Source organism: Actinocrinis sp., assembly GCF_035938995.1.
Classification (GTDB): domain Bacteria; phylum Actinomycetota; class Actinomycetes; order Streptomycetales; family Catenulisporaceae; genus DASZGI01.
In genome coordinates this window covers 1-13,884 of sequence record NZ_DASZGI010000030.1, presented here as the reverse complement: position 1 = coordinate 13,884, position 13,884 = coordinate 1, and the positions used below count along the sequence as shown (strand labels likewise).

Sequence of the window (13,884 nt, the reverse complement as noted above, 5' to 3'; positions counted from 1 at the left end):
TGCGCACCCGGCTGCTCGGCTTCGCGGCGCACCGGTTCTCCGCGCGCACCGTGCTGCCGATGGTCGAGCGGGCCGAGCGCGCCGACGCCGGGGTCTACGACGCCGACCCGGACGCCGCGCCCGGCATGGCCGCGGACGAGCGCGGGCACGCGCGGACCCTGGCCACGCTCATCGAGGGCGGCAAGCCAAGCCCTCAGGACAAGATCGCGCACCGCGAGGGCTGGCACCACGGCGACCGCTCCGGCGCGCTGCGCGCCGGCGTGTTCGGGGTCAGCGACGGCCTGGTCTCGAACACTTCACTGGTGATGGGCTTTGCCGGATCGGGCTCCTCGCGCACCGCGATCGTGCTGGCCGGGGTGGCGGGGCTGCTGGCCGGCTCGTTCTCGATGGCGGCGGGGGAGTACGTGTCGATGTCGAGCCAGCGGGAGATGTACGAGCGCGAGATCTCGCTGGAGGCGCGGGAGCTGGACGAGAACCCGGAGGAGGAGCGCGCCGAGCTCGTGCTGCTCTACCGTGCCAAAGGTCTGAGCCGGGAGAAGGCCGAGGGCGTGGCCGACAGCATCATGGCGGACCGCCGGATTGCCCTCGACACGCTGTCCCGCGAGGAGCTTGGCCTCGACCCGGACGCCCTCGGCTCGCCCTGGACGGCTGCGGTCTCGAGTCTGCTGACGTTCGCCGGCGGTGCCTTCGTCGTGGTGCTGCCCTACCTCATCGGCGGCGGCACGGGCGCGCTCGTCTGGGCGATCTGCCTTTTCGGTGTCGCGCTGTTCGGGGTCGGCGCCGGGATCGGGATGCTCAACGGCCGCTCGCCGCTGCGCTCCGGGCTGCGCCAGGTGATCGTCGGCGGGCTGGCCGCGGGCGTGACGTTCGTCGTCGGACGGATCATCGGCACCCACGTGTCCTGACCCCGGTCGCCGACCGGAGCCCGGTGCGGCCGTGTGGCGCCGTGCGCCCTCCGGGCATAATCAGACACGTGAAAAAGCTGATCAACGCGCCCGACACGGTCGTCGGCGACGCGCTCGCGGGCCTGGCCGCCGCGCACCCCTCGCTCGCCGTCGACCCCGAGAACCGCCTTGTGCGCCGGGCAGGCGCGCCCCGGCCCGGAAAGGTGGGCCTGGTCTCGGGCGGCGGGTCCGGGCACGAGCCGCTGCACGGCGGTTTCGTCGGCCACGGCATGCTCGACGCGGCCTGCCCGGGCGAGATCTTCACCTCCCCGGTGCCTGACCAGATGCTCGCGGCTGCCCGCGCGGTGAACGGCGGCGCGGGGGTGCTGTTCCTGGTGAAGAACTACACCGGCGATGTGCTCAACTTCCAGATGGCGGCAGAGCTGGCCGGTGACGAGGGCATCGCGGTCGAGTCGGTCCTGATCAACGACGACGTCGCGGTCGAGGACTCGCTCTACACCGCCGGGCGGCGCGGGACCGGGGCGACCGTGTTCGCCGAGAAGATCGCTGGCGCCCTCGCCGAGCAGGGCGCGGCCCTCGCGTCCGTGGCGGCGGTCGCCCGGGAGGTCAACGAGCGCAGCCGGTCGTTCGGCGTGGCGCTGACCCCGTGCGTCACCCCCGCCGCCGGGAAGCCCGGCTTCACCCTGACCGAATCCGAGGTCGAACTCGGCATCGGCATCCACGGCGAACCCGGACGCCGCCGCGGAGAGATGGCCCCCGCGTCAGAGCTCGTCACTGCGGCGATCGACGCCATCGCCGAAGACCTGGACCTGACCGGCGACCTGCTCGTGATGGCCAACGGCATGGGCGGGACGCCGCTGATCGAGCTCTACATCGTCTTCAACGAGGTCAGCAAGCAGCTCCAGGCCCGCGGAGCACGGATCACCCGCAGCCTGATCGGCAACTACATCACCAGCCTCGAGATGCAGGGCTTCTCGCTGACCGTCTGCCGCCTGACCGATCGCCTCGCCGAACTCTGGGACGCGCCGGTGGAAACGCCCGCCCTGCGGTGGGGCCGGTGACGCCGATGAACCCGCCCGACGGCCCCGACGCCCGCTTCGACTCTGTTTCGTTCGACGACGCTTCGTCTGACACCGCTTCGTCTGACACCGTTTTGTTCGACACTGCATTCTTCCGCGCCTGGATCACCCGTGTCGCCGACGCCGTCGAAGCGGAACGCGAACACCTGACCGCGCTGGACTCGGCGATCGGCGACGGCGACCACGGCGCCAACCTGTCGCGGGGTTTCGCCGCCGTGATGCGCACCTTCGACGTCTCCTCGCCGCGCACCCCTGCGACGGTGCTGGTGCTGACCGGCACGACCCTGATCTCAAAGGTCGGGGGAGCGTCCGGGCCGTTGTACGGCACCGCGTTCCGCCGCGCGGGCCAGGCACTCAACGACGCACCCGATGTGGACCTGGCCGGGCTCGCCGGAGCACTCGGCGCGGCGCTCGCGGCCGTGCGCAAGCTCGGCGCCGCCCACGACGGCGACAAGACGATGGTCGACGCGCTCGCGCCCGCGGTCGAAACCCTCGACAAGGCCGTGCTGGCAGGCGCTTCGCCGCGCGATGCCCTGACGGCGGCCGCCGCCGCGGCCGAAGCGGGAGCGGAGGCCACCATCCCGATGCAGGCGCACAAGGGCCGGGCCAGCTACTTGGGCCCGCGCAGCGTCGGACACAAGGACCCGGGAGCCGCGTCGACCGCGCTGATCCTCGCCGCCCTGCGTGACACGGCTGTCGCCATCGAGGGTGGCCATAGCGGCGCCGACGCCGGCGGCGACACCCGGAGTGGCGACGGCGGCGAACACGACGACGGCGACGACACCAGCGGCGACGACACTGGCAGCGACTCGACGGACCACGTCGCGTGACCGCCGACACCGACGCCGACGACGCGCAATCCGCGCCTCAGCCCGAACCCCACGTCGGCATCGTCCTGGTCTCGCACAGCGAGCGGCTGGCCGAAGGCGTCGCCGAACTGGCGCGCCAACTGGGCGGCGACCTGGTGCCCATCGCCGCGGCGGGCGGGACCGACGATGGCAGCCTCGGCACCAGCATCGAGAAGATCGGCAGCGCCATCCGGGACGCCGACGCCGGTGCGGGCGTGCTCCTGCTCGCCGACCTCGGCAGCGCCGTCCTCACGGTCAGGGCCCTGCTCGAGGACGCCGCCGAGCTGAACGGTGCGCCAGAGCGTGCGGACGATTCCGGCGCTGCCGCGCGGGATGCGGCGAGCGTCGGCTCGGCGCGGGCGGTGATCGCCGACGCGCCACTGGTCGAGGGGGCCGTCTCCGCAGTCGTCACGGCTGCGGCAGGCGGCGACCTGGCAGCCGTTCTCGCGTCGGCGGAGGAGGCCCGGGGCTTTCGCAAGCTCTAGGAGCCGAGCCCGCGGCCGTGCCGCCGCGCCGCGCGTCGTCGTCGTTCGGGCCCCACGGAGTCGGGCCCGCGGCCGTGCCGCGCACGGCCTCGTTCGGGCGCCCCACGAAGCTGAGCCCGCCGTCGCGCCGCGCGTCGGCGTCGTTCAGGCGCGCCGCGGAGCCGAGCCCGCCGCCTCGCGGCGATGCGCATCGACCTCCCGCTGACCGGCCGCGTGGCATGCTGGGCCCGTGCCTACCAACGTCGTCCTCCAACCGGCCGCCGACCGCCCCGACCTGCTTGCCGTGCCTACTGCCAAGGCGCTGGCGGAACTGTCCGGGACGCTGCCACTCGACAGCATCCGGGTCGGTGCGATCGACCCCGCGCTCGCGGACACCGCCGCGTTCTGCGCCGAGTACGGGGTTGAGCTCTCGCAGTCGGCCAACTGCGTCGTCGTCGCGGCGAAGCGGGCGGGCACGACCACTTACGCGGCGTGCATGGTGCTCGCGACCACCCGCGCCGATATCAACGGTCTGGCCCGCCGCCACCTGGGCGCGCGCAAGATCTCCTTCGCCCCGATGGACGACGCCGTTGCGCTCACCGGGATGGAGTACGGCGGCATCACACCGCTGGGGCTGCCCGCCGACTGGCCGATCCTGGTCGACGCCGCCGTCGCCGCCACGCCCGAGGTCATCATCGGCTCGGGGATCCGCGGCTCGAAGCTGTGGCTGCCCGGCTCCGCCCTCGCCCTGTTCCCGCACGCCGAGGTGCTCGACGGGCTCGGCAATCCCGTCAACGGTGGATCTGCGGGCTGATCTGCCTTATATGCGCGGCGGAGCTGTTGTGTGCGACACCCGCGGGCGCCGCACACGACAGCTGCCTGTGCGTCAGCGCAGTACCGGGATGACGTCCTGCCCGTAGGCCCACAGCGTCTGCTCGCTCTGATCATGCATCAGATAGAGCGCGAACTGATCGACTCCGATCTCCGCGAGCTCGGCGAGGCGTTCGCGGTGCGCCTGTGCGGAGCCGAGCACGCAGAAGCGGTCCACGATGTCATCGGGGACGAACTCGGTCGAGGGGTTGCCTGCTCTGCCGTGATGCGAGTAGTCGTAGCCCTCCCGGCCCTTGATGTAGTCGGTCAGCGCCCTCGGGACCGGCCCGTCGGCGCCGTAGCGGGCGACCAGGTCAGCGACGTGGTTCCCGACCATCCCGCCGAACCAGCGGGTCTGCTCGCGGGCGTGGTCGAGGTCTTCGGCCACGTACGCGGGCGCCGAGACACAGACGGTGATCTGGTCCGGATCGCGCCCGGCCGCCTTCGCCGCCTCCTTGACCGAGCCGATCGTCCATCGCGCGATGTCCGGATCCGCACACTGCAGGACGAACCCGTCGGCCTGCTCGCCGACCACCTTCAGTGCCTTGGGCCCATAGGCGGCCATCCACACCGGAAGTTTGCCGTCCGTCACCCACGGGATCTTGACCGGGATGCCGTTCAGCACCGTCTCGCGGCCCTCGGCCAGGTCCTTGACCGCGCGCATGCACGCGGCCACCGACGCCAGCGTCTCCGGTTTGCGGCCCACGACGCGCAGCGCGGAATCGCCCCGGCCGATCGCGCAGATCGTCCGGTTGCCGTACATGTCGTTGAGGGTCGCGAACAGCGACGCGAGGACCGACCAGTCGCGGGTGCCGGGATTGGTGACCAGGGGTCCGACGGTCATCCGCTCGGTGGCCGCCAGGATCCGCGAATAGATCACGAACGGTTCCTGCCACAGCACCGTCGAGTCGAAAGTCCAGCCATACCCGAAGCCCAGCTGCTCGGCCTGCCGCATCGTGTCGATGAGCTTGGCCGCCGGCGGGTCGGTCTGCATGACGACGCCGAAATCCATGCTGCGCCTCCCGGTCAGTTGAGGTACTGCGACAGTCCGCGGGCCAGGAACTTCCCGTGCCCCGGCTGGCCGTGGAAGGCGCCGTCGCGGATGAGGACCGCCCCGCGCGACAGCACGGTGTCCACCTTCCCGGTCAGCTCCATTCCCTCATACGCCGAGTAGTCGACGTTCATGTGGTGGGTCTCGACGCTGATGGTCTGGCGGGCGTTCGGGTCGTAGACGACGATGTCGGCGTCGGCGCCGGGGGCGATGACCCCCTTGCGTCCGTAGAGGCCGAACATGCGCGCCGGGGACGTAGACGTCAGCTCGACCCAGCGTTCGAGCGTGATATGCCCCGCGGCCACGCCCTGGAACACCAGGTCCATGCGGTGCTCGACGCCCGGGATCCCATTGGGGATCTTGGAGAAGTCGCCGCGGCCGAGCTCCTTCTGGTCCTTGAAGCAGAAGGGGCAGTGGTCCGTGGAGACCACGGCGAGGTCGTTGGTGCGCAGGCCCTTCCACAGCGCGTCGGCGTGCTCGCGCGGGCGCAGCGGCGGGGAGGCGACGTACTTCGCGCCCTCGAAGCCGGGCTTGGCGAGATCGTCGAGGGCGAGGTAGAGGTACTGCGGGCAGGTCTCGGCGAACACGTTCTGCCCGGTGTTGCGCGCCTCGGCGACTGCGTCGAGGGCCTGAGAGGCCGTCAGGTGCACGATGTACAGCGGTGCGCCGGTGACCTTGGCCAGCTGGATCGCCCGCGAGGTGGCCTCGCCCTCGAGCTCCGGCGGTCGCGTCAGGCCGTGGTAGACCGGATCGCCGTGGCCTTCGGCGAGCGCCTGGGCGACGAGGCGGTCGATCGCGATGCCGTTCTCCGCGTGCATCATGATGACCGCGCCGTTCTCCTTGGCCCGCTGCATGGCCAGGAAGATGTCGCCGTCGGTGGAGTAGAACACCCCTGGGTACGCCATGAACATCTTGAAGCTGGTGACCCCGGCGTCCACGGCCGAGTCCATCTCGGCCAGCGTCTTGTCGTTGACGTCCGAGACGATCGCGTGGAAGCCGTAGTCGATCGCGCAGTTGCCGTCGGCCTTCGCGTGCCAGGCCTCGATCCCGGCCAGCAGCGAGCCGCCCTTGCTCTGCACCGCGAAGTCGACGATCGAGGTGGTGCCGCCCCACGCCGCGGCGCGCGTCCCGGTCTCGAAGGTGTCGGAGGCGAAGGTGCCGCCGAACGGCAACTCCATGTGCGTGTGCACGTCGATGCCGCCGGGCAGCACGTACTTCCCGGTGGCGTCGATCTTGGTGTCCGCCAAATCCCGCCACGCGGCGGCGAGCGCGCCGTCGGGTGCCGCGATGGCGGCGACCGTTTCGCCCTCGACCAGGATGTCCGCGGGGTACGAACCGGTGGCGGACAGGACCGTGCCGCCGTGGATGAGTGTCGTCATCGTCGGCGCCCTCACGCCTCGGTCAGCGGGCCGTAGGTGTCTGGGCGCCGGTCTCGGTAGAAGGCCCACAGGTCGCGCACTTCCTGCAGCAGGCCCATGTCCAGGTCGCGCACCACGACCTCGTCGGCGGAGTCGGACGCGGCCTCGCCGACCGTTTGGCCGCGTGGGTCGACGAAGTAGGACTGGCCGTAGAAGTCGTCGTCGCCGAGCGGTTCGATCCCGACCCGGTTGATCGCGCCGACGAAGTACTCGTTGGCGACCGCGGCGGCTGGCTGCTCGAGCCGCCACAGGTACTCCGACAGACCCCTGCTGGTCGCGGACGGGTTGAACACGATGCGCGCGCCGGCCAGGCCCAGCGCCCGCCAGCCCTCGGGGAAGTGCCGCTCATAGCAGATGTACACCCCGATGCGGCCGACCGCGGTGTCGAACACCGGGTAGCCGAGGTTGCCGGGCCGGAAGTAGAACTTCTCCCAGAAGCCGCGCACCTGCGGAATGTGATTCTTGCGGTGCTTGCCGAGGTACGTGCCGTCCGCGTCGATGACCGCCGCCGTGTTGTAGTACACGCCCGGCTGTTCCTGCTCGTACATCGGCGCGATCAGGACCACGCCGTTGTCGCGCGCCACGTCGCGCATCAGGTTGGTGGTCGGGCCGTCCGGGATCGCCTCGGTGTACCCGAAGTACTCGGGCTCCTGCACCTGGCAGAAGTAGGGGCCGTAGAACAGTTCCTGGAGGCAGACGACCTGGGCCCCCTGCGCCGCGGCTACTTCGACGTGCCCGACCGCGTTCTCGATCATCGTCTTCTTCTCGCCGGTCCACTTCTGCTGGACCAGGGCGGCGCGCACGATCTGTGACATCACTGCCTCACCCTCGTTTCGTGGTTCTGTGGTCCGCTACTCCCCGGCGGCGACCGCCACGGGCTCGGCCGGAGTGGAAGCGGCGGCCCGGCCCGGCGCGGCCAGCAGCAGGTACAGCACCAGACCGGTGCCGAAGCCGACCGCCCAGCTGTAGGAGTAAAGGGGCTTGAGGAACGGGATCAGCCCGGCGGCCGGGAAGGGGCCCGCGGTGCCGGCCGGCGTACTCGCCCCGCCGACCGCGAGCACGGCGCCGACCACGGTCGCCACGACCGCCTGCCAGCTCCATCCTCCGGCGTACCAGTACGCGCCGCCCTTGCGGTAGAGGTCGGCCAGGTCCAGGCGGGTGCGCTTGAGGATCCAGTACCCGGCGATCAGGACCCCGGCGACCGCGCCCAGCACGCCGCCGTAGAAATTCAGCCAGTCGTAGATGTACACGTGCGGGTTGCTCAGCAGCCTCCACGGCATGATGACGACCCCGATCACGCCGGCGATCAGGCCGCCGACCCGCCGCGAGATCAGCCGCGGGGCGAGGTTGGAGAAGTCGTAGGACGGGCTGACCACGTTCGCGGCGACGTTCACCGAGACGGTGGCGACCAAGAGGGTGACGATCCCCAGAGTGACCACGAACGGGTTGGAGAACTTCGCGGCCAGCTGCGTCGGGTCCCAGATCGCCTTGCCGTAGATGATCGCCGTCCCGGAGGTGATCATCACCGCGATGAGGGAGAAGAACGCCATCGTGGTCGGCAGGCCGAGCGCCTGGCCGAGGGCCTGGCCGCGCTGCGAGCGGGAGAACCGGGTGAAGTCCGGCATGTTCAACGACAGCGTCGCCCAGAACGCGATCATCGCCATCAGCGACGGCCAGAACACCGGCAGGAAGTGGTTGCCCCAGCCGAGCGCGGAGGGCTGGGACAGCAGCGCGCCGACCCCGTGCGCCCGGTGGATCACCCAGCCGAGCACGGCGAGGAAGACCACGAGCACGAACGGCGCGGCCCAGTTCTCGAACCGCCGCACGGCGTCCATGCCCCGCCAGATGACCGCCATCTGGATGATCCAGAAGATCGCGAAGGCCAGCCACAGCGTCCACTGCTGCCCGCCGACCACGGAGGCGCCGGTCCACCAGGAGCCGAACAGCTTTCCGGCGATGACGTTGATGCCCTCGCCGCCGATCCAGGTCTGGATGCCGAACCAGCCGCAGGCCACGATCGCGCGCAGCAGGGCGGCGAAGTTGGCGCCGCGCACGCCGTAGAAGGCGCGGGCGAACACCGGGAACGGGATGCCGTACTTGGTCCCGGCGTGGCTGTTGAGCAGCATCGGCACCAGCACGACCAGGTTGCCGAGGGCGATGGTGACCAGCGCCTGCGCCGGGCTCATCCCGACGGTGATGAGGCTGGCCGCGAGCGTGTAGGTGACCAGGTTGTGCGACATGCCGATCCACAGCGCGGTGTAGTTGTAGAGCGACCAGGTGCGCTTCGCGATCGGGACGGGCAGGAGTTCGGCGTTGGCGTAGGGGCTGTCGGCGAGCGCCGCGGGGTCGGCGAGCTCGACCGGGCCCTCGAGGGCGGGGGAGGCCATGGCGCTGCTCCGGTTCCTGGACGGAGGGGCCTGCACAGTGATCGTGGGAGCGGAAAGCAGAATGATGCCCCTGCCCGACGATCAGCACACGAGCGCGCACGTGAAATCTTGCCGACCGCCGCGACCGGCGATCGGTACCGAGCGTAGCCGCGGCGTGACGACGCGTCGAGTTCTCGTAGCTTCGTACAGCCGGTCACGTCAGGTTTTGTCGGCGACCTACGCTCAGCGACGTTACGCGCCGGAGAACTTGGTGATAAGTCCAAGCGCCGCGCGAGGGCGGCGCCGGCAGCGCAGCGGTGTGACCTGTGTCACACACGGTCGTTTCGGCCTGGTGCCGCAGGTGGTGTGCGGGTCTCGGGCTCGGTCCGGCCGCACCGAGCCCGCTCGTCGCATCAGTAAGCTGTGACGCTCCGCCCGGCGGTGCGCTGTGCCGGGATGACGATCGGCCCGCCTGCGGGCTTGACGGCGGGCACGTCCGTGCCGGGAACGTCGGCGTCGGGCAGGGCGGCTTGCGGCGGCTCGACGTGCAGGTGCGGCAGGAGCCGGTCCAGCCACCTGGGCAGCCACCAGTTCAATCCGCCAAACAGGTGCATCACCGCCGGGACGAGCACGGTGCGCAGCACGAAGGCGTCCAGCGCCACCGCGGTGGCCAGTCCGATCCCGAACTCGCCGATGATCCGTTCGCTGCCGACCGCGAAGGTGCAGAACACGCTGATCATGATGGTCGCGGCGATGGTGATCACTCGCGAGGTCTCCACCTGGCCGATCTTCACCGCGCGCGCGTTGTCCCGGTGGTGTACCCACTCCTCGTGCATGCGAGAGACCAGGAACACCTGATAGTCCATCGACAGGCCGAACAGGATCGCGAGCATCATCACCGGCAGGAACGCCTCGACCGGCCCCGCCCGCCCCATGCCCAGCGCGTCCGAGCCCCAGCCCCAGACGAAGAACGCGGTGACGACCCCGAACGACGCGGCCGCGGCCAGCAGGTTCATCAGCGCAGCGGTGAGCGGCACGATCAGGCAGCGGAAGGCGATCACGAGCAGGATGAAGCCGAGCGCGACGATCAGCCCGACGAACAGCGGCAGCTTGCCGCTCAGCACGGAGGCGAAGTCGGCGTAGGTCGCGGTCGATCCGCCGACGTAGACGCGCAGGCCCGTGCCGGCCTCCGCCTTCGGGATCGTCTCCGCGCGCAGTCGGTTGATCAGGTCGGTGGTCTGCGGCGAGTCCGGTGACGTGCTGGACACCACCTGGACCGCTTCGACCTTGCCGTCCGCGGACTGCTGGACGGGCGAGACGTGGGCCACGCCCGGGACTGTCGCGACCGCGGCGGCCAGTTGGCCGACCGCCGCCTTGTCAGCACTCGAAGGCGTTTCGGCGACGAGGATCAGCGGCCCGTTGAACCCGGCGCCGAAGCCTTCAGCCAGCAGGTCGTATGCCTTGCGCGTGGTGGTGCCCGCCGGATCGTTCCCGGCATCCGCGGCGCCGAGTCGCAGCGACAGCGTCGGTATCGCCAAGATGACCATCAGCAGGAGCGCGACCACGCTCGTCAGGTGCGGCCGCCGCTCCACGGCTCGCGCCCAGCGCCGCCACAGACCCCACTTGTCCTCGGTTCCGTGCGCAGTTGTACCGGGCTCCGTGCCGGGCTGCTCACCGGCGGCGATCCGCCGCCGCTCGCGCCGGCTGAACACCCGCGGCCCGAGGACGCCGAGCATCGCCGGCAGCAGGGTGAGCGCGGCCAGCACGGTGAACCCGACGGTGACCGAGGCGGCCAGCGCCACCCCGTCCAGGAAGCCGAGACCGAGCACGAACATGCCGAGCAGCGCGATACAGACGGTGCCGCCGGCGAAGAGCACCGCGCGTCCCGAAGTGTTGACCGCGGTGGCGACTGCCTCGCCCGCCGACTTTCCGGAGCGCAGTGCGCAGCGGAACCGCGTCACGATGAACAGGGCGTAGTCGATCCCGACGCCGAGGCCGATGAGCGCGCCGAGGGTCGGCGCGAAGTCGGCGATGTTCATCGCGTGGCTCAGCAGCCCGACCGCGAACAGGCCGCCGCCGACGCCCGCCGCACCGGTGAGGATCGGCAGCGCCATCGCGAAGAGCGAGCCGAAGGCGAGGAACAGCACGATCGCCGCGGCGATGATGCCGACGATCTCGCTGTCCGAGGCGGGGCTCTGCTCGGTGGACTGGATCACGCCGCCGCCGAGCTCGACCTGGAGGCCGGGGTCTGCGGCCTTCTGCGCGGTGTCGATCAGGGTATGGATCTGGGCGCTGGAGAGCTGCTTGCCGCTGTCGGCCAGCTGGACCGTGGCGTAGGCGGTCTTGCCGTCCGCGCTGATCTGGCCGACGCCGCCGGGGGAGTACGGGCTGGCGACCTGGGTCACATCAGGCAGCCGACTGGCAGAGCCGAGGGTCGCGGACATGCGAGCCTCGACCGCGGGGGCGCGCACGGTGCCGCTCGTCACGCGCCAGACAAGGGTCGCCGCGTCGCCCCGCTGCGCCGGGAAAGCCTGCGAGAAGAGCGTGTCCGCCTTGGTCGAGTCGGTGTTCGGAAGGGAGAACTCGCTGCCGTAGGCGCTGCCCGCGGACATCGTCGCGGCGCCGAGCCCGACCAGGGCCGCGATCCACACAAGGACCACGAGCAGCCGATGGGTATGGCACCACCGTGCGAGCGCCGTCACTCAGTCTCCCTGGGTAGAACAGCGCCGCGCGTGAGGAACGAAACGTGCTGTTATGCGATGAATGGATCCTTATGAAGCTGTATGGAGAAATGAGGAACCGCCCGGCATGTCCGCCGAGCGGTGCACAGCGACCACAATGCCAGCCCGAATCGACCCAACCGGCCGTAGTCACGGATTTATTACAGATATCTCATCGAGGGTGAGGAAAGACACAGATCACCAAAACCCGGCGCAGTGGATCTGTCACGCAATCGGGACAGCTTGGACGCGTGGGGCGACTGTGGTGACGGATGCTCAGCGAAGCCTGGTGTGCTCTACTCGGCGGCCTTGTATCGCAGGTAGGACGGCGTGAGCGCGGCAAGGACGAGCACGCAAACGAAGACTGCGGCGCCGCCGGCGACCGTGGCGGTCCGGGTGCCGAGGGCCGCCCCGCCGAGGCCGTGAACCAGGTCGGCCAGGCGCGGACCGCCGGTCACGACCACGATGAAGACCCCCTGCATTCGCCCGCGCATGTCGTCCGGCGTGGTGCTTTGCAGGATCGCGCTGCGGAACACCATCGACACGAAGTCCGCGGCGCCGCCCAGCGCCATGAACGCGCAGGCGACGGGAAGGGATCCGGCCAGGCCGAAGCCCGTGACGGCCACACCCCAGGTGGCGACCGCGGCGATCGTCATCAGGCCGTGGCGGCGCAGCCGGGTGTAGGTGCCGGATAACAGGCCGCCGATCAGCGCGCCGGCGGGCATCGCCGCGTAGAGGAAACCGAGTGCGAAGTGGTTGCTCGCGAAAGTGGTGGCGGCGATCTGCGGGAAGAGGGCGCGCGGCATCCCGAGGACCATCGCGATCAGGTCCACCACGAAGGAGAGCGCGAGCAGCGGTTTGCCGGAGACGAAACGGAAGCCGTCGATGACGTCGGCCAGACCCGTGCGGCGCGGGGGCGCGGCCGACGGGGCGGTGCCTGGGCCGGTCGTGTCCGTGCCGGTTGCGTCCGGGTCGGTCGACCGGAGAGGCGGGAGCGGGGGCAGCCGGAAGACCGCCCAGAGGGTGACCGTCAGGCCCAGCGCGTCGATGAGGTAGAGCGTGGGCAGTCCGATGATCGGAATGAGCGCGCCCGCGAGCAGCGGGCCGAACAGGGCGCCGGTCAGCATCGTCGTCGAGCCGAGCGCGTTCGCGGCGGCCAGTTCTCGTTTGGGCACGAGCCTCGGGATCGCCGCGCCGCGCGCCGGGGAGTTCAGGCCGAACATCGCCTGCTGGAGCGCCATGAGGCCGGCCAGCAGCCACACCGAGCGAACACCGATGGCGGCCTGGATCCAGAAGGCGATCGAGGTGAGCGCCACACCGCAGTTGGTCGCCAGCATGAGTTTGCGGCGGTCGAACGCGTCGGCGATCGCGCCGCCCCAGAGCCCGAACACGATGAGCGGCGCCAGGCCCGCGAAGCTGGCGATGCCGATCCAGCCGGAGGAGTGAGTGATGTCGTAGATCTGCTTCGGCACGGCGACGGCGGTGAGCTGGCTGCCGACTGCGGTGACCAACGACGAGGACCAGAGGCGGCGGTAGGCGGGGTGGCGTAGCGGCCGGGTGTCGATCGTGAAGCGGCGGATCAGGCGGCGGACCCGGAGCGAGGGCGGATGGGCGCCGGGTATACCGCTCGCTTCGTCTCCGGCCGCGAGTGCCGCGACGGGTTGCGCCGCGCCGTCCACGGACGGGCCCGCCAGGTCGCCATTGCCATGGGCGACGTTGCGGCGATCGGTACCGCTGTAGTCGGCACCGTCGACGATCGGGGTGTCTCCGGCAGGGGTGCCGCTCGTCACGGGCTGCGCTCCTGAGCTTGGGACGAACCCCGCCGGCGGGGCGAGGCGGTAGGGCATCCTACCGCCTCCCGGTTATTACGCCTTAATGCGTTCCGTCGCGCGGAGCCTCGGCGTCAAGCGCGAATAAGGCCAACAGGTCGTAGGCGAGGTTCGCCGCCGCGAGCGCCGTGATCTCCGCGTGGTCGTAGGGCGGGGACACTTCCACGATGTCGGCGCCGACCAGCCGCAGACCGGCGAACCCGTGCAGGATCATCTGAAGCTCCCGTGTCATCAGACCCCCGGCCTCTGGCGTTCCGGTGCCCGGAGCGTGCGCCGGGTCCAGCGCGTCGACGTCGATACTCACGTACACCGGCCGGTCGCCGACACGCGAGCG

Annotated in this window: 12 protein-coding genes; 5 read left to right on the top strand and 7 right to left on the bottom strand. The window is 70.6% G+C overall.

Going from position 1 to position 13,884, the window contains the following annotated elements:
* The 5 genes from VGZ32_RS01860 to VGZ32_RS01840 all read left to right on the top strand — a co-directional run.
* Positions 1-905, top strand: a 905-nt coding sequence (locus tag VGZ32_RS01860) for a VIT1/CCC1 transporter family protein (RefSeq protein WP_326884003.1), incomplete at its 5' end; no start/stop codon positions are given.
* Positions 906-973: 68 nt separating this feature from the next.
* Positions 974-1,966 (top strand): dihydroxyacetone kinase subunit DhaK, encoded by a 993-nt coding sequence (gene dhaK, locus VGZ32_RS01855; RefSeq protein ID WP_326884002.1) that lies wholly within the window; start codon positions 974-976, stop codon positions 1,964-1,966.
* Positions 1,967-1,971: 5 nt separating this feature from the next.
* The gene (gene dhaL, locus VGZ32_RS01850; RefSeq protein ID WP_326884001.1) at positions 1,972-2,814 is read left to right on the top strand and encodes a dihydroxyacetone kinase subunit DhaL; all 843 of its coding nucleotides are present in this window, start codon (positions 1,972-1,974) and stop codon (positions 2,812-2,814) included.
* Positions 2,811-3,317 (top strand): hypothetical protein, encoded by a 507-nt coding sequence (locus VGZ32_RS01845; protein ID WP_326884000.1) that lies wholly within the window; start codon positions 2,811-2,813, stop codon positions 3,315-3,317. The genes dhaL and VGZ32_RS01845 overlap by 4 nt, the downstream gene beginning before the upstream one ends.
* Before the next feature lie 229 nt (positions 3,318-3,546).
* The gene (locus VGZ32_RS01840) at positions 3,547-4,110 is read left to right on the top strand and encodes a YbaK/EbsC family protein (RefSeq protein ID WP_326883999.1); all 564 of its coding nucleotides are present in this window, start codon (positions 3,547-3,549) and stop codon (positions 4,108-4,110) included.
* Between the two features lie 72 nt (positions 4,111-4,182).
* Here the strand turns inward: VGZ32_RS01840 and VGZ32_RS01835 are convergent, their stop codons facing one another.
* The 7 genes from VGZ32_RS01835 to VGZ32_RS01805 all read right to left on the bottom strand — a co-directional run.
* Positions 4,183-5,178 carry a TIGR03842 family LLM class F420-dependent oxidoreductase gene (locus VGZ32_RS01835; protein WP_326883998.1) on the bottom strand — a complete coding sequence of 332 codons (996 nt, stop codon included), beginning with the start codon at positions 5,176-5,178 and terminating at the stop codon, positions 4,183-4,185.
* A gap of 14 nt (positions 5,179-5,192) precedes the next feature.
* Positions 5,193-6,596, bottom strand: a complete 1,404-nt coding sequence (hydA, locus tag VGZ32_RS01830; RefSeq protein WP_326883997.1) for a dihydropyrimidinase — start codon at positions 6,594-6,596, stop codon at positions 5,193-5,195.
* Positions 6,597-6,607: 11 nt separating this feature from the next.
* On the bottom strand, positions 6,608-7,450 hold the full coding sequence (locus VGZ32_RS01825; protein WP_326883996.1) for a nitrilase-related carbon-nitrogen hydrolase: 843 nt from the start codon (positions 7,448-7,450) through the stop codon (positions 6,608-6,610).
* A gap of 36 nt (positions 7,451-7,486) precedes the next feature.
* Positions 7,487-9,022 (bottom strand): NCS1 family nucleobase:cation symporter-1, encoded by a 1,536-nt coding sequence (locus VGZ32_RS01820; protein ID WP_326883995.1) that lies wholly within the window; start codon positions 9,020-9,022, stop codon positions 7,487-7,489.
* 392 nt (positions 9,023-9,414) lie between these two features.
* On the bottom strand, positions 9,415-11,703 hold the full coding sequence (locus tag VGZ32_RS01815) for an MMPL family transporter (protein WP_326883994.1): 2,289 nt from the start codon (positions 11,701-11,703) through the stop codon (positions 9,415-9,417).
* A 314-nt stretch (positions 11,704-12,017) separates the two neighbouring features.
* A complete protein-coding gene (locus VGZ32_RS01810; protein WP_349263447.1) occupies positions 12,018-13,343 on the bottom strand; it encodes an MFS transporter in 1,326 nt (441 codons plus the stop codon).
* Between the two features lie 250 nt (positions 13,344-13,593).
* Positions 13,594-13,884, bottom strand: a 291-nt coding sequence (locus VGZ32_RS01805; protein WP_326883992.1) for an arginase family protein, incomplete at its 5' end; no start/stop codon positions are given.